The sequence below is a fragment of the Paenibacillus sp. PDC88 genome, assembly GCF_900106725.1.
GTDB lineage: Bacteria > Bacillota > Bacilli > Paenibacillales > Paenibacillaceae > Paenibacillus > Paenibacillus shunpengii.
Map to the genome: position 1 here is coordinate 216,459 of NZ_FNNT01000005.1, position 22,966 is coordinate 239,424.

Below are 22,966 nucleotides of genomic sequence, written 5' to 3' on the forward strand. Positions count from 1 at the left end.
AATTTGAGTATGCCGCAGGCAGCTTAAGAGGAGGTGCTCCAATGGGAAAACAAACCTATTATGTATCCATCACTCAAAAGTTGATTCATCAAGATTCCTCTGAATCGAGTGATTATGAAGTCCACTTAGATGATGAACAGCTAAGTATTCTTCAGGATATGCTCAGGGCCATGGATCAAGAGGACAGATACACGTTGCAGCGGACCCCTGTGCCTTACAAATCAGCCGATCACGATGATGCAAACGATGAGTTTACAGGTCAATTAAAAGAATTGTATCAGTTCATCTACGACGCAGGAACCGATGACACCCGTGCCGAGATCCGTAATCTTCGGATCTTGGACAAGCTAGAACATACCGACTATAACAATAGAGGCTATGAGAATTCACCCATGAACAAGTAAACTCGATAAGAAATGAAGCGACGTAACGAAGGCTTCATCTTACGAAAAGACCAAATTCGCATCAACGAATTTGGTCTTTTCGTATTTAAGCAAAAATAACCTGACATGAACCCTTCAACAGTTCTATTCAACGATTTTTCGTAATATTTAAAAGTAACCGCTTCAAGCTAACACCAAATTTCGTAGATCGGTCTTGGCAGTGATCACAGCAGCGTTTCCCGTCAAATATGTTTACATCATATTGACAAGGATGTGAGATGATCATGTTTTCATTTCTGCGAACGTGTGGTTTATTGAGCCTCGTATTAGGACTCTTCTTAATTTATGTCCCCCCTTATTCTGTTACCGCAGCAGCCCGGATTACGATTGACTCGCATCAGGATGGACAGACGATCTCCCCAGGCTTGACCCAGCTCTATGGTACGTATACCGATGTGTATGAAGTGGAACTGATTGTGAACGGCGAGATGGTAACCGATGTGCAGATGGATGATCCGGACGGTAACGACAGCGGAGATTGGTCTTATTCCCTCGATACTTCACAATGGGACGGTCCGATTGAGGTTGTCTTGAAGTCAAAGGATACCGGCACCAGATATGGGATATGGTCCTCCTTTATGTCACTTGTCGTGGATAACCCTGCAGCACACATCCCTGAGGTTCTTGTTACAGGTCCGGCCGAACGCGCTATGCTGAAGGCCAAAGAGCGGGTCAATATTGCGGTTAACAGCAAGAACCCCATTACAGCAGTTGAGCTTCGCATTGATGGTAAAGAGTGGATTCCACTTGCATCCAGCCGTGATGGATATTCCTATACCTGGGATACACGCATGGAAGCGAAGAAGGTACACAGTCTGGAAGCTAGAGCGACCGACGCGAACGGGAATACAGGATACAGTCCGACGATTTACGCAGACACAAGGAAGATTTCAAATGCCGGGGAGTTAAACGACGCGGCGAATGATATGGAGATGGGTATAGAGAATGATGTAGATAGTGAAACAGTGAATGACGGATCATTACAGATGGACCTCGAATCCATTGATTCGGTTGATTCGGTCGTAGACAGTGTATATGAATCGGATTCGGTGACAGATAGTGTCTATGAACCAGACTCTTCCACAGAGGAATTGGGGGAATTGCTGGCTGAGCCTTCTCCACTCCCTGATCAGGATCGGGCGATATGGATATGGGAGACCGCGTCTTATCATCTCGTACGGAACCCAAATTCCTGGCCTGTCTTGTCCTCGCTTGCATCCGATACAACGACCTTTAATCAGCGGCCCATCACGACATTATACTTAGGTGTTGACCAATATGATGGAGCCTCTATGCTGGAGGATTATCGCAGTGAAGTCCGGCAGTTTATTACATGGGCTCATGGAGCAGGATTTCGGGTGGAAGCTCTGATTGCCGGTGGAACCAAGCCACCTTATTTTGGAGCCTACACAAGATACCGTACACAGGCGGTGCGGGAGTTTGAAAAAGTGCTGAATTACAATATTGCTTCTGATTCCGAAGCGCAGTTTGATGGCATCAATCTCGATACAGAGCCTTACATCCTGCCTGATTTCAAGACAGCCAAACCGTCTGTCCAGGTTCAGTATCTTGATATGCTTGCCGCACTTATGGAACGCAAGGCTGCTTCCGGCCTCACATTCCCAGTTGGAGCAGCGATCCCAAGATGGTACGACACATCAGCCGATGCCAGCAACATTCCTTGGAATGGAGCAACCAAATGGATGTCGGAACATATTCAGGATACAGCAGATTATATCTCGATTATGAACTATCGTGATCAGGCGGAAGGAAGCGCCGGCATCATCAATCATGCACTTGGTGAGGCTGCTTATGCGAATGCAATCGGCAAGCCGAAATCCGTCATTATCGGAGTGGAAACCAAAGACATTGCGGATGGTGGAGACCCGGAGACGATCAGTTTCCATGAAGAAGGAAGAACCTACATGGAACAGGAGCTGGCCAAGGTCTACACTGCCTTTGAGAATGACCCTGCCTTCGGCGGCGTTGCGCTGCACCATTATTCATCACTGATTGATTTCCCTAGCAAGTGGGGACCTGGAGGATATCGATGGGCACCTCCTGCGGACAGCGAGCCGCCAACCGCTCCTGCCGGACAGGTGCAGGCTGTAACCTTTGACCATCAACGGATCGACCTCTCTTACGGGATGGCACAGGATAATACCGCCATCAACGATTATCGGATTTATCGCAGTACAGATGCTGCATTTAGTATTGGGCCGGAGACGTATGCAGGCACAGCCAAAGGATTATCGTTCATAGACAAAGGGCTGCTGCCGGATACGACCTACTACTATCAAGTGACAGCTGTCGATATTCAGGGCAATGAAGGTCCGGCGAGCAGCATCGGTTCTGCGACCACTGGCTCTTCCACACTCAAGCCTATGGTCATCCGTGATATGAACATCGAATTTACTGGCGGAAAAGCAGCCGTCTCCTTCAGTGTCATCGACCGCGACACCGGAGAACCGGTGCCTGCCAAGGTCAGCGGCAGATTCACACGCATGGCAGGCAAGTATGTTACCGCCGCTACGGATGCGAACGGACTTTTTCAAGCGGTGTCTGAGAGCATGACCGCCGCTGACGGCGAGATCAGCTTCGAGCCCCGCCGCATGATGGCATCCGGATATTACTGGGCAGGCGCGTACGATGAACTGCCTTATCTAAGTGTCACATGGGGACCGTAAATCGGTGAAATGATAAGAAGGCAGAGCGATCTATGTGAACAGCCATTTTAGCGCTTCGGGAAAGTGCTTCGCAAAAAACATAGCGTCATGTGTTCCGCCTTCTTCGACCGTGAACTTTAGCCGATCCTCGGGAAAGCCTTTATCAATCAGTGCTCTGTAGGCTTCATGTGTATTCTCTACCATATTTCGCTGGATACTTTCTTTATATACACCTTCCAGGCTGCCTACAGACATATACAGCTTCTGATCACATGAGGGCACTTCCGTATTCTGAATAAAGGCCAGCATCCCCTCGTACCACATCGAGGCAGATATAGCACCGATTCTTCCGAACAGATCCGGGCGCTGATATGCCGCATAGATCGAGATCATTCCGCCCAGAGAGGCTCCTGCCATTGCTGTATTCTCTGGACCGGAAAGGGTGCGGTAAGTCTGGTCCATATGCGGCTTCAGCACGTCCGCAACGTACGATATATACTCCTCTCCCATGCCGCCAAAACCCGCTGACCTTCCATTTAATGACGGAGCAGGCCATGGAGTATACTCATCATTGCGATGAATAGGTACGATACCCACAAATATGATCTCGGGAAGCTCCTTGATCCGAAGCTTGTGTTCTAGCAGATTCAAGCAATCTCGTACCAATGTCATTCCGTCCTGTATATAAACAACGGGAAATCGTGCAGCACCTTGATGATAGGATGGAGGCAAATATATGTGCACGTCCCTCCCTCCTATTTTTTCTTGCTTAAAGGTTTCTCTCATCTGTCTCTATTCTCCTCGCTATCTTAGAACAGGGTATTATGGAAGTCATCATCCCTAATTTTATTAACATAAGGCAGCAACATCCATGGACTATGTACGGAAGAGTATAGGGATAGGAGCTAAGCACCAGTATTGAGGACATTGCAACCTTCATCGGATTGACTTCGTCTAATAACTTGTCAACCGCTGGACCATTCGCCGCTTCATGGTGACCACCACCGTAGCTTGCGTTGTTCTTACGGCTGAAGTGACACTTACATCAAGACGAAGGAGAGATCAAGATCGAATGAACAAGAAAATGAAAACCGGCGCAGCTGCACTCGCACTGACCGCAGCCCTAAGCAGTGGATATGTGTACGCTAACGGTAACACCGACGCCCCTGTATCTGTCTCCACCACAGCGGCAGGCAAGGTGAGTATTACAGTCAACGGTCATGCCATTGATGCAGGATTTATACTGCCTGATGCCGAGCATCCAATGATTCCTGTCCGCGCCCTCGCAGAAGCGCTTGGTATGGAGCTCACATGGGTGAAGGATAGCAAGACAGCGGAATTAACTAAAGGTAATGTATGGACTGCTATACCGACAGGTAAAGATCAGTATAATGTGAATCGCATGTACGTCGAGCTTGGACAAGTACCTGTCATTGTCGAGGGCACACAATACGTTCCGCTAAACTTTGCAAGTGAAGTACTGCATGCCAATGTAAAAACGGAAGGAGGCTCCGTAACGATTACGACGGAAGAAGTACAGGAATTTGCAACCTCAGTGGGTGTCGTTACTTATGCTGATGATTCCAGAGTCCACATTAACGGAGTCGGCCCAGAGAGCTTAATCCTGAATGCTATTGACGACACGGAATACCTGTTAGCGGATGGTACTAGCCTGGATATCACCGATCTTAAAGTCGGGGATCAAGTGGAAGCACAGCATTCCATCGTAATGGCACTCAGCATGCCGCCTCAATCTGCTGTGTACAAGATCACCGTCACAGAGCAGGCTCAAGAGAACCTTCACAGCGTTGAAGGGACCATCGGTGATATTCGTGTAACAGATAACGGTGACCGCAGCCTCCTCATTCAGAGCGGAATGCTTGCAGCAAACCCGCAGTCTGAAATCGTACTGCAGATTAATGAGGATACTCAGGTCGTGAATACCAAAGGCGAGAAGGTTGATCCGGCATCCATTACGAACGAGGATTATGTAATCGGCTTCCACAATGGTGTTCTGACCCGCAGCCTGCCTCCAATCGGCAATGCAATCAAGATCGTTGTTGATTCGGTAGATGTCAGTCAGTCCCCTGAAGAGTCAGCTGAAGCACCAGCAGAAGCTGAAGATTCGACAGAGACAATCAAGCCATTCCCAGCTGAATAACGTATAAAACAGACGTAGATGACAAAAAGAAGCAGGAGATCTTCATGGATCTCCTGCTTCTTGTCTAATTACAGCTTAATATTCGCTTCGTCAAAGTACTCCTCAAGCGTAAGTCCACTTGCAGCAATATCCGGTGCCAGCTCTTTGCCTACATAACGGATGTGCCAAGGCTCGTAAACATAGCCTGTCGTTTCTTCCCGACCTTCCAGATAACGAATAATGAATCCAAATTCAGGCGCGTGCTCAGCAAGCCACTTACCTTCCTCGGTGTCGCCAAGGATTTCTTCCAATACATTGCCTACGCTTGGGCTGGATACATCAATAGACAGTCCGGTCTGATGCTCACTCTTCCCTGGCTGTGCGCTTACACGGAGCGCGTATTCTTCGCCATTACGCTCTACACTGCTGTTGAATACGGCAACCTGACGGTCATAAGAGCGATATCCCGATACCGCACGAAGCTCAATATTATCCGCTTCTGCTGCGGCAAACAGCTCCTCCAGTGCATCTGCGGCCTCTTTACGCAAATGCCGTTTCTCGTGAGGCTCATCGAATGAGAAGCGAACGTCCGGCTCTACAAGATCTGTCGGCTCGTATCCATCAGGCAGACTGCGTTCTTTGTTGACGATGACCGTAATCGCATCCGGGTTCGTAACCACATTCTTATCTCCAATGACTTCTACCGTACTTTGCAGGGAGCTTGCAGCCCGAAGCGCCATAATGCTGTCTTCCTCTGCACTTCCTGTGCTGTCATCCTCTCCCGCACCTTCCGAAGGCTCCTCGGCGTCATCGTCCTTATTATCTTGGTCTCCGTTAGGAGCTTCACCGTTCTCGTTCGCATCGTTATCTGCAGGCGCATCTTCACCTGTGTTGTCGTCTTCCGACGCATCTGGCGTTTCCTCCTGTGAAGGATTCTCCGCTCCATCCGGCGTCGTCTGCGTCTGATCTTCCTGTGGATCTTCCCCGTTCCCACAGCCTGCCAGTGCAAAGGCAGAGAACAGCATGATCGTAAACAGAACCATCGTCCAGCGTCGTTTCTTGGTTATTGAAGTCGTCATTTTGTTATTTCCCCTATCCCAAATTTATAGCTGTTCAAATCTCTCTCATTCATTATAGACCTATCGAGGTAGAGCTTCAAACCCTCATCTTGGTATAGGTCAATATAAGGTGGCAGATACAAAAAACCACCGAGCCTAGGATCCGCGCCTGCTCGGTGGTCTTCATTCAGTTCTAAGTAGGCGGGTTACCGACTTCCGTTCATTTCTTGGCTGTCTTGAGATTCAGTTCCTCTGCCCACTTGGACGCTCTCTGCGAAACCTGCTTGCGGATATGCTCTAAAGCTGCCTCCGCAGGAACTGACGGCACAAGCTGAGCAATACCGGACGACGGCGGAGTCAGCTCTCCAGGTGGAGATAACTTCACTTCAATAGCATCGAATTCTGGACCCGGCATGTGCAGCGAACGATTGCCAGCGGCATCGCCGATGTAGTCCAGAATGGCTGAAGAATTGCCGCCTGCGCGCTGGGTTTTGCGTTCCAGTAACGACGCTGCCTGAGAAGTGCTGGTGGATACCGATTCAAGGGACCACCTGCGAAACACCTCTGTAAGCAGCTCCTCACGCGCCAGACCCAGCATATCAAGCAGTCTCAGCGTATCTGCAGCGGCCCATTCTGCAGCCGCCTGCAAGGCGACTTCGATATGAGGGCATGCGATGCGATTACAGGAGCAGCTCACATCTGCATATTTTACCCAGGAGATCAGCACCGAATTCTCGAGCTCAACTGCGCCTCCTGCAAGAAGGAGGTACAAGGTATAGGCGTCTTCTTGCAGCTCTTCGAGCAATTCGGCTCTTTGCTCTTCGTTAAGCTGTCTATAAGTGGCTTCGACCTCCACCTCGCGCTCTGGTGCTTGTGAGTCATTCTCCGCTGTGTCCTCAATGCTTGCCTTCCAGCCGTGAGGCTCCAGTTTAAAATGGTTTACTTGATAGGTCACTACAGCCTCACCTCCTGTTTAATTGCTGTTCTATACCCACATCTCACCTTGAAGACTTACGAGGCCCTTCAGCTCATCATCAGACATTTCTGTAATCCAGTTCTCACCCGAACCGACCACTTGCTCCGACAGCTGTTTCTTGCTCTCGATCAGCTCGTCAATTCGCTCTTCCAGCGTCCCCTGGCATATCAGTTTATGCACCTGGACATTTCGTTTCTGTCCAATTCGGAATACCCGATCTGTCGCCTGATTCTCTACCGCAGGATTCCACCAGCGATCATAATGGATGACATGACTCGCATGAGTCAGGTTGAGGCCTACCCCGCCTGCCCGCAAGGAGAGAACGAAGATGGAAGGACCCTTGCCGTTCTGGAATTGCTCTACCATTTCGTCTCGTTCTGCCTTCGAAACCCCTCCGTGAAGGAAGAAAGGCTTCTCATCATACCGCTGAGACAATTGCTGAACGAGAATCTCCCCCATCGACACATACTGGGTAAAAATAAGGGCTGCCTCACCATTATCACGAATTGCATCTGTCAGCTCCATCAAGCGCTCAAGCTTGCCTGACGCCTCTACGCGCCCCGCATCCTTGCGGCTGTGCTCAACGAGTACAGGATGATCGCATATTTGCTTCAGCTTGGTCAAGGAGGATAATACAACACCTTTGCGTGTAAACCCCGTTTGCCCCTCGATGCCGGTCAGCAGCTGATCAACAACGCCTTTATATATAGCTGCCTGCTCTACTGTAAGTGAACAGTAGGATTTAAGCTCCAGCTTCTCCGGCAGATCCTTGCGAATATCGGGATCACTCTTGAGCCTTCTCAGCATAAATGGCGATACCAGGCGATGAAGCTCACGCAGAGAGCTCGTGTCCTCCTGAGCACCTATTGTATAACGCTGTCTAAAGGACGCTGCCGTACCCAGATAGCCGGGATTCAGAAATTGAAAGATGGACCACAGCTCACTAAGCCTGTTCTCTACAGGCGTCCCAGTCATGGCAATACGGTGCGGCGCAGACAGCTTCATGACACTTTGCGCCTGCTTGGTTCGATAATTCTTAATATACTGGGCTTCATCCAGCACAACAGAGGACCACTCAATCGAGGCCAGATCTGCCCCGTCCCTGCCCGCCAGATGATACGTCGTGAGAATAATATCGTGCTCCCCAGCCTGCTTCCGAAAGGCTTCTCCGTGCAGCCGCTGTGTACCATGATGAATATATAATTTAAAGTCCGGTGCAAAACGCTTAATTTCCCGCTGCCAGTTCCCAAGCAGGGAGGTGGGACAGATGATGAGGGCCGGATGCTCCGTATCGAATTCATCATCTTCCAGGATATCTAACCCGCCATGACGATCTTCCAGCTCCCGCTCCGCTTCCCTCGCTTCCCGTGCCGCAAGCTTGGAATCCAGCAGACAGGTAATAACCTGTATGGTCTTCCCAAGACCCATATCATCGGCAAGGCATACCCCGAAGCCAAGATCACGCATGGCAGCTAGCCACTGATAGCCACGCTGCTGATACGGCCGCAGATTACCATGAAGGGAAGGCGGCGTATCCCTGATCTGGGTCCGACTCAGCACCTGGCCATCCAGAAGGAAGGACAGCATGCCAAATGATTCAGCGCCAAAAATGGACATCCCTTTCCAGCTCGCTTCCTCATCCTCATCAACAGCCAGATGAATCCATTCAGACAGGGCCATGGAGCCTTCCTCATTTTTCTTCATAAAACGCAGCACCTGGCGAATTTCTTTCGGATCAATCTCGATCCATTCCCCCCGGAACTCCACGAGCGGAATCGAAGATGCCGCAAGCTGTGCAAGCTCCTCCTTCGTTACCGGCATCCCGTTCAGGACAGCTTCAGCCTCAAACTTAACGAGCTGCTCCATTCCAAGGGCCGGTGCCTTCTGTGCACCCGGTGCCTCGCCATTTTGCAGCATCCGCAGCCGAAGCCCGGTCTTCCGCTTCCCTTCCCGGCTCCAGCGGGAGGGCATCAATATGGTAATTCCCATCTGCTGCAGCTTGGGAACAGAAGAAGACATAAATTCATAAAATTGCTGTGCATCCATCTCAATCTCATGAGGAGCTGCCCCCATAGCCGACTGCAGGCTGGGTGCAGCTTCACTTGCTTTGCCTAAGGCGAGGAGCATCTGCTCCTGGACCCGGCTGTATTTTACCGTTCCTCGATCCACATCTGGCGAAGGATAAGCCCATATCGCCTGGATCGGCACCCGAAAATCAGCTTCGTTCTCACTCTCTGCCCAGAAGCTCACTTTCCATGCAGAGGACCGCTCCAGCTCTGACGGCTCAAGCCGCAGGCTCAGCTTCAATCTTCCCTCTTCAGGGCCAGCAGCTTCCCCTTCAATCCCTGGTGGAGCACTCTCTGCCGCTTGAATCACGCTGTCACTCAATTCCTCAATCTCTTGAACAGCGGCCTGCACACTCAGCTCCCGCGAGCCTGTCAGCAGACTGTTCCACCACAGCTCCGTGAGTGGAGAATACCCTCGTCTGTAATTAGCCCGGTAACGAGACAGACTGCTCTCTACAGAGGCAATCTCGGCAGACACTGCTGCATGAATCGTTTGTCTGAGGAAAGAGTACAGGACAGCTGCTCCTGCCTCCTTCACCGTGCTGGCTTCCGATTCCGCGTACGCACTGGATGCGGTCAGACAGATGGCTGGGATGGATTCAGCCAGCTTCAGGAAGCGTTCTGTATCCATAGGCTCCGTTATTTTGGGAAGCCATACGGCTGTTACAGCAGACTGATTGCCTCTGCGCCTTCCACCGGCTGAGGTCACAGGGGCTGTGCCTGGAGTAATCTGCCCTCGAATCAGCAGCTCCATGGCAAATCTAGCCGCCTTAGCCCAGTATTCCATTTCACCGCCTGGGTCAAAGCCTGCCTGCTCTGCCTCTTCCTTATTCCAGCGAATCAGCAGCTCAAATGCATCTCTTGGAGTGAGCGCCAAGCCTTCCAGCGTCCGGCCAAATGCGGGCCGCTTCTTCCTCGGACCTGCACTCGCTTCCTGCTGGACCGATTTCATCTGCCATCTCAGCTCTGCAAGACGCAGAGCGGCATGTTGAAATGGACGGTAGGTCCCGTCCTTCAGCTTCATTTTTCTTATTAAATGACTCCAAGCATCGACTTTTGGTTCCGATGTTTCTCCTGAAAAACAAAAAAACACATCTCCGAGCCATATTCCATAAAGTGGTTGATTCATCGTAAGTCACCCGTTAGCCCCTTTAGATTGTTACTCTCCATCATATACGAAAATCGCTCTTTTTAAAATTGTTAAGTCGAATTCAAGGGTAATCCCTTGGTTTACTTGACTCCATCTCACAGAAAAAGAGACAGCCCTTCGATTACGGAGCCGTCTCTAAGCCATCTCTTACGTTTTCTCTATATCTATGGTATCCATACGCTTACTTCATCTACTCCTTAAGGCTGTCCCAGCTCTTCTGCATATCTTCCAGCAGCTTCGCCGGGTCCGGATTGGCAATGTAGGCCTGCATCACAGCACCATACTCCTGCGGCACACCTTCCGGAAAACGGTTGAAGTTCCAGCTCAGCAACTTATCCTGATCACTGTAATTTATAATTTCTGCCGCCAGATCTCCGAGCACCTCACCGTCAGCCGTCACGCTCTTAAAGGCCGGAATAAACTTGAATTCCTCGGTCATGTACCGCTTACCTGTCTCCGAGGTTACGAGCCATTCCAAGAAGTCCTTCGCCTCTTCCTTCACCTCAGAGTTCTTGTTAATCACATAGTTGTTCGGTACGCCGACAAAAAGCTTATCATACACCTCAGCATCTTCGCCGATTGGCATTGGCAGAATGCCGAGGTTCAGATCCGGGTTGATTCCATCGATCTGCACTTGTGTCCAGTTCCCCTGCTGCATCATTGCAGCCTCACCCGTAGCAAAGAGAGTGACCTGCGTATTATAGTCTGTCGTCAGCGGGTTCTTATTCCCATAGGCAAGGGTCAGATCGAGCAGATTAACCCAGTCTTCAAAAATAGCATTGCCCGGAATCGTCTCTGTTCCCGCATTCAGACCATCAATAAAGGCAACCGGATCCGGCTGATGCGCAAAGGGAACGTTGGCATTGTGATTCCCGAGCACCCACCACTCCTGATAACCATTCGAGAATGGCACGATGCCGGCATCCTGCAGCTGCTGTGCCACGGCTTCAAGCTCTGTCAGTGTCTTCGGAAGCTCGGTGATGCCAGCCTGCTCGAACAAGTCCTTGTTATAAATAAATCCATATCCTTCAAGCCCAAGCGGCTGACCGTACAGCTTGCCATCCTTCGTCATCGGCTCTTTGGCGACTTCGATGATATCATCTACCCACGGCTCATTCGACAGATCCTCAAGAGAATCAATCCATGTGTCCAGCTCACGGTAACCGGCAACGTTGAAGATATCCGGATGCTCTGTACCTGCGAACTTGGTCTTCAGCGCTGCACTATAGTCACTGCCGCCGCCGACCGTCTCAATTTCGATATTGATATCCGGATGCTCCGCCTCATACTCCGCAATAAGCCGATCGAAGGCCTCCGCAATTTCGACCTTGTATTGAAAAATCTTAATCGTCGTCTTTCCATCCTCAGTGCCGCTGCCTGAACCTCCGCCACAGCCGGATAGAACGACAGCACATACCCATACCAGCGTAAACAAGAACAACCCTTTTCTCTTCAAGACGAATTCCTCCTCATATGAATTAACGTGATTGATTCACGGAATCGATGCTTAACCTTTGACCGAGCCTGCTGTAATCCCCTGAATGATGTGCTTCTGCATCAGAAGGAAGAACAGGATGACCGGTGTGATCCCTAGTACCAGTGCTGGCAGCGCCAGATCCCACTGCTTGGTGTATTGACCGAAGAAGGCATAGGTTGCGATCGGAATTGTATGCAGCTCAGCATCCTGCAGCACAATGGATGGCAGCAAGTAATCATTCCAGATCCACAGTGTGTTCAAGATGATAATCGTGACATACATCGGTCGCATGAGCGGATATACAATTCGGAAAAATACGCCGTAGGCATTGCTGCCATCCACTCTTGCTGCTTCCTCGATCTCGACAGGCACGGACTTCACAAATCCGTGGAAGAGAAACACCGACATTGGAACCCCGAAGCCGAGGTAACAGATAATAAGTCCCCAATGGCTGTTCATCAGACCTACCGTACTCGTCACTTTAACAAGCGGAATCATAATGGATTGGAACGGAATAACCATCGCCGCAACGAACAGCGCAAACAGTAAACGATTAAATTTGGTGTTGTGCCGAACCATCCGGTAGGCGCTCATCGAGCTGATCAGCACAAGCAGCAGATTACTGATAACGGTTACAATTAAGGAGTTCGTAAGCACCTTGGGAAAATGAGTAATCTCCCATGCTCGTTGATAGTTGCTCCACTCGAACGCCTGCGGCCAGGCGGCTGCATTGGTCAGCAGATCGCCAAACGTTTTGACCGAATTCGCGAACAGAAAATAGAAAGGAACAAGAAAGATAAGAGCCAGCAGAATCATCATAATCTCCGTTATGAACGTGCCAACTCGATAGCTTTTTGTAGATTCCATCTTAGGCTTCAACCTCCTTGCTCTTCGTCACTCGAACCTGAATGAACGTAATAATGGCTACGATAATGAAGAAGATCAGAGCTTTAGCCGTACCCAGTCCGTACCTGCCGTTCACAAACGCCTCGTTGTATATATTCAGCGCCACCGATTCGGTCGAACGGAAAGGTCCACCCTTCGTAAGTGACAGGTTGAGATCAAACATTTTGAAGGACCAGGAGATAGCGAGGAACAAACATACAGTTACCCCCGGCATAATCAGCGGTACGATGATGCTCTTCAGAATCTGTCCCTTGCTCGCGCCGTCGATTTGAGCCGCTTCAATGACTTCATGGGGAATGTTATTCAGTGAAGATATGTAGATTACCATCAGATATCCGGCCGTCTGCCACACAAAGACGATCACAATCGCCCAGAAGGCTGTCGGCTCATCTCCAAGCCAAGGAAGATTAAAGAAGCCAAGCCCTGTCGCTTCCCCTACGGATGCGAAGCCACGGACAAAAATGAACTGCCAGATAAAACCGAGCAGCAGACCGCCGATGACATTCGGCATAAAGAAGATCGTGCGCAGGACATTTTTCGTCTTGAGCGGTCTAGTTAGAAAATAAGCAAGAAAGAAACCAAGCACGTTCGTCAGCAGCACACCGGCAAGTGTAAACCACGCTGTAAACGTGAAGGATTTGAGAAAGGCGGGGTCATCCGTAAAAATCTTTACGAAATTGGTTAGTCCAGCCCACTCCGGCTCGCTGGCTGCCCCATTCCAGTTTGTGAAGGAATAGTACATCCCCAGCAGAAAAGGAGCCACAATAATGAGAAGGAAAAAGATAAGTGAAGGACCGACAAAGATAAGCTGCTGCAGCCACTGTGAAGACCTTTTGCTAATCACGCTGGCCAAGCCCCCTTTCAAGTAGCAATATTGTATCTCTAACTATCTTTAACCCATATGAATGGAAATGAATGAACATTACGGAAAAATAAAACTTTTGATGCATATCATTACTTGTCTGCTCTTTTGCATACACTTATTTTGAACGTGAAATTATTGGGTAAGGATATACAGGAGTACTTAATTAACCATAGAGTCAAATTTTATAATTGCGAGGAGGACTTTTATGCTGCGCACCACTAACGGGAACCCTTATAAATGGCTTAACGTCATCGGATTTGTACTTGTGATCGTCATGAACGTGCTGGCCAACCTGCTGCCGATTGGCGGTAGAACCACTTCGGAGGTGTCTGCTCTATATCCTGTACTGATTACACCCGCCGGATATGCCTTTGCCATCTGGTCTGTCATTTATGCCTTACTAGCCGGTTTTATCATTCTGCAGTTCCTGCCGTCCCAGAAGCAGCGCAATACGGCGGCAGTCCTTAAATTCTGGTTCTTCATCAGCTGTCTGGCGAATGCAGGCTGGATTGTCCTCTGGCAAAATCTCTGGTTCGGCTGGTCCGTACTCGTCATCTTTATTCTGCTGTTCTCTTTGAGCCAAATGTATGTGCGTGTCATGGCACTTCAAAATCTAACCACAGGTGAAAAATGGTTCGTTCAGCTCCCCTTCCGGATCTATCTCGGTTGGGTCAGTGTGGCATCGATTATCAATGTGACGGTTTGGCTTAGCAAGCTGGGATGGGATGGATTCGGCCTTGGGGATGAGACCTGGGCGATCCTTCTCCTGTTGATTGGAGGCATTGTAGCCCTGGCGGTCAGCTTCTCCTATCATGATGCGATACTGCCGCTTGTCTTCGTATGGGCATATATTGCGATTAGTGTTAAGCAATGGGATATCAGCTCAGTAGCCTATACGGCTGCTGGAATTGCAGCCTTGCTGCTGATCTACTCGATCTGGTTGTTCTTCTCCAAACGAAGACAGTAGTGCTGCATATAAAAAGAGAAGGACCGTCTGCCCTGTCAAATCAGGGGAGGCGGTCCTTCTCTTTTTTTCTTCTACGATAGTTCTGTCAGCTCTCACGTCGTAGCTCTTGTATGAATCAAGCTCTCGTGTCGTAGCTCTTATTATTTCTTAAGCGTAATCGTCTCGATTTCGACCAGTGCATCCTTCGGCAGGCGTGCGACCTCAACTGCACTGCGTGCAGGATAAGGCTGGTTGAAGAACGAGCTGTACACCTCATTGACACGAGCAAAATCATTCATGTCCTTCAGGAATACCGTCGTCTTCACCACTTGATCCAAACTTGAGCCTGCTGCTTCAAGAATGGCCTTCACATTCTCAAGGGAGAGACGAGCCTGCTCCTCAACGGTATCACCAAATTCCCCAGTCTGCGGATTAATGCCGAGCTGTCCGGAAGTAAAGATAAAGCCTCCCGCTTCGACGGCCTGGCTATAAGGTCCAATGGCTCCAGGTGCATTCTCTGTGGAAATCGTGTTCTTACTCATATGTATCTCCTCCTCTTATTTTGTTTATCCAAGCTTTGCTATAGTCATTGTAGTCAAAGGAAGCAGGCTTGTCTATTGATGTTGTTCGGCCAGCTTCCAAATGTCTTTGTTCGAATGGCGATAGACTCCGCTCTGATCCCTTAGTGCTGCTATAATCATCGCCTTCGCAACATGAGTAACCGGCATCGCCCGGTACTCCCGGCCTTTTCCTTTACGAAGAAGCGGATCGGCTAGTGTCAACATCCATTCACTCATCTTCTCCCCTATGCGCTTCTCTTCTCTGTCGCCAAGCAGCAAGGATGGTCTAAGAAAATGAACACCGCGATAGCCAAGTCTCGCGATATCGTCCTCAAACTCTCCCTTCGTTCGGAGGTAGAAGATGCGTGAGGTACTGTCGGCCCCCATGGAGGTCACAGCGATCATCTGCTTCGCCCCATGAGACAACGCGAGTCTGGCTGCAGTAACGGGGTACTCCAGATCAACTTTGCGGAACGCCGCCTGCGATCCTGCCTTCTTGATGGTCGTGCCCATACAGCAGAACAATTCGTCTGCTCCAATGAAGGCCTCCTCATGCCTTTCAAGCTCGTCCCAGTTCACAATCACTTGAGACAGTTTAGGGTGGGATATCGGAAGCTCCTGTCTCACGAGCGCGGTAACCTGTTCATATTCATCATGTGCGAGCAGCTGTGATACGAGCTGCTTGCCAACCAATCCAGTAGCCCCAATGACTATTCCTTTTCGTCCCACTAGCTAGACCTCCTGAAAAACTCACTTTTCCCTATCATACCATGCAAAGAGAGCACAAATCCTCTATGGGATCTGTGCTCTCTAAATTTGGATTCATCGTTATGAAATTGATGCATTAAAGCTTCTATATAGAATGAACTGAATAACTCATAGTTACATGCCCTTAGCTTTAGCTGAGGCTGGACCCGAGTACGAGTTCAAACTAGATTAACGGTACGTTCTGCTCCAGTTATCATATTCCTTCTCGGCTTCGTCGCGGGAGTGACCATATCGCTCCTGAAGCTTGCCGACCAGCTTGTCCTTCTCACCATCGATGACATCCAGATCATCATCTGTCAGCTTACCCCATTGCTTCTTGGCTTCGCCCTTCACTTGATTCCATTTACCTTTAAATACGTTGTTATCCATTCTTCTCATCTCCTTGTCTGTATGGTGATCCCAAGTTCCTAGAGACTAGAAAGTATGTCACCAGCGTGTTATATTCTTAACCCGAATCGGGGTCGTTGAATCGACAAAGTAGGAGATGAAGTTCTTAACAGCAGGATGGTCTGCACCGGTACTGGTCTACAAATATACCTGCAATGATCGGGTCCCACTGTGTCCCTCGGCCCTGCTCCAGTATAGAGATGGCCTCCTCATCCTTCATCCCTTTACGGTAAGGCCGGTCTGAGGTCATGGCGTCGAAGGCGTCCGCCACTGCGATAATTCTGCCAAATAGCGGAATCCGCTCTCCAGCCAGCTGATCCGGATATCCCTTACCGTCATAACGCTCATGATGGGAACGCACCCCGGACAGGAACGGCTTAATCGACTGCGCCGGCTGTACATGCTGCAATATAGATTCGCCAAGCACCGGGTGACGCTGAATTGTCAGATACTCCTCTTCACTGAGCTTACCCTCCTTCAGGAGCACCATATCGGGGATGCCTACTTTTCCGATGTCGTGAATAAGCGCAGTTTTGTAGAGGGTATCAAGCTCTTCCTCTGCAAGCCCCAGCTTGCGGCCAATCATGACCGAGTATTCTGCCACCCGCATAGAATGACCCGCAGTATATGGATCTCTGGCGTCCAGCGCTGCCGATAGTGTACAAAAATAGCTGTCCTGCAGCTGCTTCACCAGCTCGTCTCTCTCTTTCAGCTCTAGACTTAATCGATTAAACCCTTCTGTCATAGAGTAGAATGCCGAATGACAGGTGCTTGGTTCGATCTGTCCATCTTTTGTTTGCGAGTCCTGTTCTACAGCCTCCAGCGTATCTCGTTTTATAAGACAAGCTGCTGCAAACATAGAGAAACCGATGCCAAGCAGCAGAAGCCATACGCCAAGTCCGCCGGCATACTCCCTCATGACAATTTCAGAAAAATAAAATTGTTGAACTTCAGTTATAAAGAATATGAGCAGCGAAGGATACATGATGATAATAAAGGTCGTCCTCATCCCTGTTGTGGAACCAAGAGAAACGAACTGTTTCCCTGTATAAGTCAGCAGGGCTCCGATTGCCTTCGCTTTATTTTTAACAGCTGTTATGTAAGGTCTTATCGCTCTCGTTGTCATAATAAATTCAATGATGGCATGCAGGTGAGCAGCGAAAAAAAGGCTTATTACAATATATAAAGTATGTATAAATGATAGATGGAGAAGATCTAATCGCCCCAGAATCGTGCTCAGCAGCACGACAGGTAAAGACAAGCAAATATAATGAAGGTACAGTATCCGACAGAAGGCATAAGTCGGCAAGGTGTGGAGAAAATCATACGCTTGCTGAAGACCTGTGCCGGTCTCCACTTGAAGCTGTATATCTCTATACGGTCTAACCTGCCTGAAGATAAGGTATATTCCAATCAGCAGTGAAAGAAGTAATGCGGCAGTCAAGATCCCTGCCAAATAGCGGGACTCTGCCGCATGCAGATGAAGTGTTAAAGATCGTATAGACAGAAGCGCCAGTACAGCAGTTGCAGCCCAGCTAGCGATGTAGTTAACAGCCAATCTTTTGCGCAGCGCTTGATACCGTGGCAAGATGAATACAACCTCGCTTTCCCTAGAAGCTTATTCTCAAGTTCTATTATAGCCCAGAAGTCCCAATTCCGAGAATATGCTTTTTCCTGTTTTCCCTGAAGGAGTTCTTTATTTGTAAATTGCTGTCATCTATGATATACTAGGTAGTATTATGAATATTTAACCCCATTACATTCCTCTTTGAAGGTCATGCATTTATTCGCGGCTGACATAAGAATAATGCATATGATCCGGATTAAGATAACTCTTCATTTAACCCCATGGAGTAATCGCGTTATAACCCAAACACGAGATTTTATGATTTTCATTCAAACTGGCGCGGTCATCGGAGCCGTAAGGACAAAAGAGAGGCAGGGCTTTTGTTGTGTGAAATGTAAGTAGAGGAATACAATGCAGCAGTAGTTTCTACGCTACTACGAAGTGCAGCATTAGAATATAGGTTAAATTTATATTGCTTAACCAAGCCGCTTTTGATCATTTAGACGAGGGCGACCTTGGGAGCACAAACATTAAGCCCCCGAGCATACATCGCACGGGGGCTGTCCAACGTTCTATGGCATACAGCATATACTGATTGAATTCACATGGTCACGAGCACGGCTCTCTGCTTATGGAGACGACTATGTATACTTATTCAGGGCAGTACGATTACATCGTGTACTCTCTGCCAAAACTTCAGGCCTGCCCAAATAAGCAGGCAGACCTTAAGTTTATATCATGGTCAAATCATTACCAGCAGAAAGCTTTAACGATAATAACCAAGAGAATAAACAATACCAAGATTGCACCGAGGGATTTACCTCCATCGTAACCGCCGAATCCGCCTACTTGGCCGCCGTATCCGTATCCTACTTCGCTCATTGTAACTCCTCCTTTCTGTTTACTACACTCATACCATATGTTGCTCGGCTCTGTTTCGACCGGGCTTTTTGCCCTTTTATTTAATTTCGTGCTGTCGTTTAATCAGAATGCGATGGTGATCGGTGATCAGGATGGGGACGACCAGGGTGGAATAAGTGGGGAGATGAAGCTTGCGGGTGTGGTCCATGGGGATAGGACGGATGAGGTAGGTGGTGAGGGACTCCCTGGAGATGTGGTCCATTGGGATGATGCAGAAGCGGTTGTTGTTGAGGTCTTCCCTGAGGATGAGGGCCATTCGGACCTGGCGGATGGTGCGGGTATTGATGTGGTGCCTGCTGAACCTGCGGCTTGTTCGGTAATCCCTGCGATGATCCCTGAGGATTCGGTAAGGCTTGCACAGTTTGATTCACTCCCGCTGGGGCCATTTGATCCAGATTCATCTGCTTCAATCTCTGCCCAAGCTCACCCAATGCAGCCTTATATTTCTTCGGCAGATTGAGCTGGTCGGATTGATCAAGGAACTGCACGATCAGACCGTGCATTTTCTGCTTCTTCTCAGGCTTCACCTCTTTAAATATGTCGACAACCCCATCCTTCATCTCAATTAAGGTACTGCATAGAGCCAAGAACTGCTCCGGGGATAAGTTCTCCAGGAGCTTCGATGACAATAGAGAAAAAGCATTAGAGGCAGCTTCACGCTTTGCTGACTTCTTTGTCCTTTTCCTGATCGGAGCCTTTGACACTTTCCTTCTTATACCGGTTTGCTGTTTATTCACGGGCTTCTCTCCTTTCGGGTAAATATCACTTGGGAAAGCACCCTTTTTTAGAACGCCTTCCTATGAGCATTCATAAACTAGAAGAAAGAACGGAGGCATCTTGAGCAAAGAGGGTGACGCGGATGAAAAAAAGCAGCATATCAAGCAAGAATAGAAACAGTATTGGCAACACTGCGGAAGAAGCTGCAGAAAATAAGATCGAATACTTAGCCCTGATCGCTGCTATCCTTGCATTCATTGCTGCAGGCATCGGACTATATATAGCGATGAAAGATCTATACCTGCCGAACGTAACAGAGGTTATTACTTGATGCAGAAAATTCACATTACCTAGAGTAGCTTATGCGATCCCTCATCAATTGATATGGGCAGTCGTTTCACGATAAGAAGAATAGCGGGAAGGTTTTCGGCTGATTTTTTTATAGTTCATTCGATCTGGCCAGAGCTTATCCCGCATTTTTGTATATAACTGAAATAAGCAGCTCTTCGTGGAAAAAAGAGGATGTTTTTTTATCTTAAAATTAAGTATAATCAAATTACTTAACTGTTTTTTTGTTCCATTATTATCATTTGCGACCATCTAGTCGATACATAGAGTATGTAATATTTTTGGAATGGAGGGATTCTCATGCTTGACACACTGAAATATGCAGAAGATAAAGGATACAGCGTATGCTTAGTGATGCATAACGGCACATCCTACTTCGGTGAAATCGAAATCAGCCCTGATTCAGAGAACCTGGTCATTATCTGTGACCAAGGACGGATATCAGCTAACATACATGATATTAAACACTCCTCTACCATCGTTGCTGCTCACTTCTAAAGTTCGATCTGCACCCACTGCACAAAATTTTACATCAAGATATTGACATACAAGCACCTATATAGCTCTAACAAGACCAAAGAAGCGAGCGCTATTACAGCGTTCGCTTCTTTATGTGAATCTATCTGCAATAATAGGTTGGCATAATACAAGGACATCCACAGCGCTTACGCAAGCGGTGACAAGCCGCCCTTATCGTACAGCACGGGTCCCTTAGACCATGCAACAGCAAGATGCATCAGCAGCGCTGTCTTCAGCTTTTCCCGAATTCCCGCATGCTCCTCCGCTTCATACAGGTTAACCCACTCACCAGGATCAGCCGCAAGGTCATACAGCTCTCCCTTGGTGTGCTGTACTCTTGAGGCAGCATCCCGCACCGATCCCTCAATATACAAGATCAGCTTCCACTCCTTCGTCCGCCACATATAGGCCGGTGCGGAATGCGGTGCGCTGACTCCTTTTCCGTGGAATTCACAGAATGTCCCTTGCCGCCTCAAGTCTCCCAGCAGATCAAATCCCGGCAGCATGGGATTGCGCGGCAATCCAGCAGCAACGCTTAGCGTAGGAACGAGATCGACAAGCTCTGCCGGACGGTCATCGATGGTCCCCCGCCGCGCTTCAGCAATCCACGAGCCCGATAAGATCAATGGCACCCGGACACTTGCATCATACAAATTATATTTGGAGAACCGGAATTGCCGTTCACCGAGCATTTCTCCGTGATCTGAAACAAAGACGATCAGCGCATCCTCCAGCCTTCCCAGCCGTTCAAGCTTCTCAAGCGCCAAGCCAAAGTAATGATCGAGCCAGGAACAATTGGCAAAATACCGGAGTGTTGTACGTCTGCGCTCCTCTTCGCTCATCGCAAGGAATACCTTTTTCTTGTCCAGATAGAACTCCCTGCTTCGGCTGTTAAGTTCATCTGATGCTGCAAGGTGAGTATTCTCTTCGTCGAGCCATGGGGGCTGCGGAATATCCGGGATATCGGCAATAGAGTACAAATCCTCGAATGCCTTAGGAACATTCAAGCCGGCATGGGGTTTAAGAAACGACAGATAGAAAAAAAGCGGACGATCCGGATCTACACCTTCATCCAGGAACTTGAGACTTTGCTCGGCGACCCATCCGTCACGATGCTGCTCCATTGGTACCCGGCTGGTCATGCCTATATAACCGTGAACATTCTCCTCACCACTGCCAAAGTGAGCCGTTTCACTGGTGTAAGCTTCAAGATAATCGGGATGGGTGTCGCCCATCATGATTGCATTCTCCTCGTAATGTCCGCTGTCCCGCGCAAGTCCTACGGCCCTCACCTCAAACCCGCGGGCAGAAGGAATCTCCGTCCGCTCGCTGTGATTCCAGTGCGTTTTCCCGAATCCAGCTGTCTGGTATCCTGCCTTGCGCATCAATTCGGGAAGCGGATCAGAGGGCAGCCTGTCCTCATCGTAAATGCCGCCGTAATTGGTTCTGACCCCTGTCTGAGAAGGATAATATCCGAACATCATGGAGGTCCGGCTGGGTACGCACATCGGAGACTGGCAAACGGCCTGACTGTATGTGATGCCCTCGGCAGCCAAACGATCTAAATTAGGCGTGTGTATATGCTCGTTAAATTTACCTATGCAATCCCAGCGCTGCTGATCTGTCATGAAAAAGATAATATTGGGCTTATCCTGCGGCATTTCCCCTTCATCCTCTCTGCATCTATTCGAGAACTTCAAGGCAAGACGGAACATTTAGACAGTCCGGTCATTATATATACTACATGTAGATGGAATCGAGTCGGGCAGGGCGCGGAAATGAATGATGAGAAGACATCAAAATCTACAGCTTCTCTCTGACTGAAGCCAGCTTCTGGGCACTGGAGGACGGCTTGTCACGGCGGTCATCAATCTTAACCGAGGTAGAGACCCGCTGTGCGCCTGCACCGAATGGAGTCTCGTGCAATGCCCGAATGGCTGCAAATATATCGTCCAGTTCACCTTCGATAATGGTGCTCATGGATGTAAGCTCGTATTGGATTCCAGGCTGCTTAGCCAGCGTACGCTGCAGCTCGGCCACATAAGGACTCAGACTTGTGCTCCCTGTCCCAATCGGAATAATAGTCACCTCAGCTATAGCCATTTATATCCCCTCCAAATTAGTCGAAATTCCAATTATTGATAATTTACCCTTTGTGGGCTCTTCGCATGATTCAACATTCTGACTTTTGTTGACGATATACCCATTGTAGCATGATCCTTGTTCACAGAAAAAAAATATTTAAGAGATTCTACTACTTCTTCCAACCCTTTTCCTTTGCGGTATGTTGGGATATTTGCTATAATCGCAAATGCGTTTCAACATCAAGGTGGTGTTTACAAGCACAACATATTGGGGTAATCTTGTAATACATCAACCAAATGTAGTGTTGAACCGGAATCGACCATTGTACGAATCTCTATAACTGTCAAGCTTTTTTTAGTAGAAATTTATGCTACTCCACAATAGGCAATTCTAGAGATTTA

At 48.8% G+C, this 22,966-nt stretch carries 21 protein-coding genes; 7 read left to right on the top strand and 14 right to left on the bottom strand.

The genetic code is table 11. The annotated features are described in order from the left end of the window. Positions 1–41 precede the first annotated feature (41 nt). Positions 42–404, top strand: a complete 363-nt coding sequence (locus tag BLW49_RS16910; protein ID WP_090725704.1) for a hypothetical protein — start codon at positions 42–44, stop codon at positions 402–404. A 263-nt stretch (positions 405–667) separates the two neighbouring features. Then, entirely contained in the window at positions 668–3,130 is a 2,463-nt protein-coding gene (locus BLW49_RS16915) for an Ig-like domain-containing protein (RefSeq protein WP_256209800.1), read from the top strand. Positions 3,131–3,160: 30 nt separating this feature from the next. On the opposite strand, the gene BLW49_RS16920 is transcribed toward BLW49_RS16915, so the two are convergent. Further along, entirely contained in the window at positions 3,161–3,853 is a 693-nt protein-coding gene (locus BLW49_RS16920; protein ID WP_256209801.1) for an alpha/beta hydrolase, read from the bottom strand. Positions 3,854–4,181: 328 nt separating this feature from the next. Between BLW49_RS16920 and BLW49_RS16925 the strand changes: the two genes are divergently transcribed. Continuing rightward, positions 4,182–5,270 carry a copper amine oxidase N-terminal domain-containing protein gene (locus BLW49_RS16925; RefSeq protein WP_177178765.1) on the top strand — a complete coding sequence of 363 codons (1,089 nt, stop codon included), beginning with the start codon at positions 4,182–4,184 and terminating at the stop codon, positions 5,268–5,270. A 68-nt stretch (positions 5,271–5,338) separates the two neighbouring features. Here the strand turns inward: BLW49_RS16925 and BLW49_RS16930 are convergent, their stop codons facing one another. From BLW49_RS16930 to BLW49_RS16955, 6 genes are all read right to left on the bottom strand, one after another. Continuing rightward, positions 5,339–6,328, bottom strand: coding sequence for a M15 family metallopeptidase (locus BLW49_RS16930; RefSeq protein ID WP_090725708.1), 990 nt, complete (start codon positions 6,326–6,328; stop codon positions 5,339–5,341). A gap of 199 nt (positions 6,329–6,527) precedes the next feature. Continuing rightward, positions 6,528–7,262 (bottom strand): hypothetical protein, encoded by a 735-nt coding sequence (locus BLW49_RS16935; protein WP_090725710.1) that lies wholly within the window; start codon positions 7,260–7,262, stop codon positions 6,528–6,530. A gap of 30 nt (positions 7,263–7,292) precedes the next feature. Next, positions 7,293–10,478, bottom strand: coding sequence for a DEAD/DEAH box helicase (locus BLW49_RS16940; RefSeq protein ID WP_090725711.1), 3,186 nt, complete (start codon positions 10,476–10,478; stop codon positions 7,293–7,295). Between the two features lie 211 nt (positions 10,479–10,689). After that, positions 10,690–11,955 carry an ABC transporter substrate-binding protein gene (locus BLW49_RS16945; protein WP_090725713.1) on the bottom strand — a complete coding sequence of 422 codons (1,266 nt, stop codon included), beginning with the start codon at positions 11,953–11,955 and terminating at the stop codon, positions 10,690–10,692. Between the two features lie 51 nt (positions 11,956–12,006). Beyond that, on the bottom strand, positions 12,007–12,843 hold the full coding sequence (locus tag BLW49_RS16950) for a carbohydrate ABC transporter permease (protein WP_090725715.1): 837 nt from the start codon (positions 12,841–12,843) through the stop codon (positions 12,007–12,009). 1 nt (position 12,844) lies between these two features. Next, positions 12,845–13,726: a carbohydrate ABC transporter permease gene (locus BLW49_RS16955; RefSeq protein ID WP_090725717.1), complete on the bottom strand. Its 882-nt coding sequence runs from the start codon at positions 13,724–13,726 to the stop codon at positions 12,845–12,847. A gap of 226 nt (positions 13,727–13,952) precedes the next feature. On the opposite strand from BLW49_RS16955, the gene BLW49_RS16960 reads away from it, so the two are divergent. Next, a complete protein-coding gene (locus BLW49_RS16960) occupies positions 13,953–14,714 on the top strand; it encodes a tryptophan-rich sensory protein (protein WP_076314795.1) in 762 nt (253 codons plus the stop codon). Between the two features lie 140 nt (positions 14,715–14,854). Here the strand turns inward: BLW49_RS16960 and BLW49_RS16965 are convergent, their stop codons facing one another. The 5 genes from BLW49_RS16965 to BLW49_RS29050 all read right to left on the bottom strand — a co-directional run bounded on the left by BLW49_RS16965 (position 14,855) and on the right by BLW49_RS29050 (position 18,857). Then, positions 14,855–15,235 carry a RidA family protein gene (locus tag BLW49_RS16965; RefSeq protein ID WP_090725719.1) on the bottom strand — a complete coding sequence of 127 codons (381 nt, stop codon included), beginning with the start codon at positions 15,233–15,235 and terminating at the stop codon, positions 14,855–14,857. A 72-nt stretch (positions 15,236–15,307) separates the two neighbouring features. Next, positions 15,308–15,982 (bottom strand): oxidoreductase, encoded by a 675-nt coding sequence (locus BLW49_RS16970; protein ID WP_090725721.1) that lies wholly within the window; start codon positions 15,980–15,982, stop codon positions 15,308–15,310. 207 nt (positions 15,983–16,189) lie between these two features. After that, positions 16,190–16,390 carry a CsbD family protein gene (locus BLW49_RS16975; protein ID WP_047911464.1) on the bottom strand — a complete coding sequence of 67 codons (201 nt, stop codon included), beginning with the start codon at positions 16,388–16,390 and terminating at the stop codon, positions 16,190–16,192. 124 nt (positions 16,391–16,514) lie between these two features. Next, positions 16,515–17,996, bottom strand: coding sequence for an HD-GYP domain-containing protein (locus BLW49_RS16980; protein WP_090725723.1), 1,482 nt, complete (start codon positions 17,994–17,996; stop codon positions 16,515–16,517). Positions 17,997–18,725: 729 nt separating this feature from the next. Further along, on the bottom strand, positions 18,726–18,857 hold the full coding sequence (locus BLW49_RS29050; RefSeq protein ID WP_218145894.1) for a YjcZ family sporulation protein: 132 nt from the start codon (positions 18,855–18,857) through the stop codon (positions 18,726–18,728). A 112-nt stretch (positions 18,858–18,969) separates the two neighbouring features. Here BLW49_RS29050 and BLW49_RS16985 point away from each other — a divergent pair, with 112 nt between their 5' ends. The 3 genes from BLW49_RS16985 to BLW49_RS16995 all read left to right on the top strand — a co-directional run bounded on the left by BLW49_RS16985 (position 18,970) and on the right by BLW49_RS16995 (position 20,459). Further along, a complete protein-coding gene (locus tag BLW49_RS16985) occupies positions 18,970–19,356 on the top strand; it encodes a hypothetical protein (RefSeq protein WP_090725725.1) in 387 nt (128 codons plus the stop codon). Positions 19,357–19,755: 399 nt separating this feature from the next. Continuing rightward, a complete protein-coding gene (locus tag BLW49_RS16990; protein WP_090725727.1) occupies positions 19,756–19,944 on the top strand; it encodes a hypothetical protein in 189 nt (62 codons plus the stop codon). A 317-nt stretch (positions 19,945–20,261) separates the two neighbouring features. After that, positions 20,262–20,459, top strand: coding sequence for a hypothetical protein (locus tag BLW49_RS16995; protein WP_047911460.1), 198 nt, complete (start codon positions 20,262–20,264; stop codon positions 20,457–20,459). A gap of 167 nt (positions 20,460–20,626) precedes the next feature. On the opposite strand, the gene BLW49_RS17000 is transcribed toward BLW49_RS16995, so the two are convergent. Together BLW49_RS17000 and BLW49_RS17005 are read right to left on the bottom strand one after the other, a co-directional pair. After that, positions 20,627–22,141 carry a sulfatase family protein gene (locus BLW49_RS17000; RefSeq protein WP_090725728.1) on the bottom strand — a complete coding sequence of 505 codons (1,515 nt, stop codon included), beginning with the start codon at positions 22,139–22,141 and terminating at the stop codon, positions 20,627–20,629. Positions 22,142–22,283: 142 nt separating this feature from the next. Further along, on the bottom strand, positions 22,284–22,583 hold the full coding sequence (locus BLW49_RS17005; RefSeq protein WP_090725730.1) for an MTH1187 family thiamine-binding protein: 300 nt from the start codon (positions 22,581–22,583) through the stop codon (positions 22,284–22,286). Positions 22,584–22,966: the final 383 nt, after the last annotated feature.

Bases quoted from the DNA above. Each gene is read 5' to 3' on its own strand.
- BLW49_RS16915 (WP_256209800.1), top strand. From the start codon at position 668: ATGTTTTCATTTCTGCGAACGTGTGGTTTATTGAGCCTCGTATTAGGA.
- BLW49_RS29050 (WP_218145894.1), bottom strand. From the start codon at position 18,857: ATGAGCGAAGTAGGATACGGATACGGCGGCCAAGTAGGCGGATTCGGC.
- BLW49_RS16965 (WP_090725719.1), bottom strand. From the start codon at position 15,235: ATGAGTAAGAACACGATTTCCACAGAGAATGCACCTGGAGCCATTGGA.
- BLW49_RS16925 (WP_177178765.1), top strand. From the start codon at position 4,182: ATGAACAAGAAAATGAAAACCGGCGCAGCTGCACTCGCACTGACCGCA.
- BLW49_RS16990 (WP_090725727.1), top strand. From the start codon at position 19,756: ATGAAAAAAAGCAGCATATCAAGCAAGAATAGAAACAGTATTGGCAAC.
- BLW49_RS16940 (WP_090725711.1), bottom strand. From the start codon at position 10,478: ATGAATCAACCACTTTATGGAATATGGCTCGGAGATGTGTTTTTTTGT.
- BLW49_RS16910 (WP_090725704.1), top strand. From the start codon at position 42: ATGGGAAAACAAACCTATTATGTATCCATCACTCAAAAGTTGATTCAT.
- BLW49_RS16950 (WP_090725715.1), bottom strand. From the start codon at position 12,843: ATGGAATCTACAAAAAGCTATCGAGTTGGCACGTTCATAACGGAGATT.
- BLW49_RS16985 (WP_090725725.1), top strand. From the start codon at position 18,970: ATGGTGATCGGTGATCAGGATGGGGACGACCAGGGTGGAATAAGTGGG.
- BLW49_RS16960 (WP_076314795.1), top strand. From the start codon at position 13,953: ATGCTGCGCACCACTAACGGGAACCCTTATAAATGGCTTAACGTCATC.
- BLW49_RS16995 (WP_047911460.1), top strand. From the start codon at position 20,262: ATGCTTGACACACTGAAATATGCAGAAGATAAAGGATACAGCGTATGC.
- BLW49_RS16975 (WP_047911464.1), bottom strand. From the start codon at position 16,390: ATGGATAACAACGTATTTAAAGGTAAATGGAATCAAGTGAAGGGCGAA.
- BLW49_RS17005 (WP_090725730.1), bottom strand. From the start codon at position 22,583: ATGGCTATAGCTGAGGTGACTATTATTCCGATTGGGACAGGGAGCACA.
- BLW49_RS16930 (WP_090725708.1), bottom strand. From the start codon at position 6,328: ATGACGACTTCAATAACCAAGAAACGACGCTGGACGATGGTTCTGTTT.
- BLW49_RS17000 (WP_090725728.1), bottom strand. From the start codon at position 22,141: ATGCCGCAGGATAAGCCCAATATTATCTTTTTCATGACAGATCAGCAG.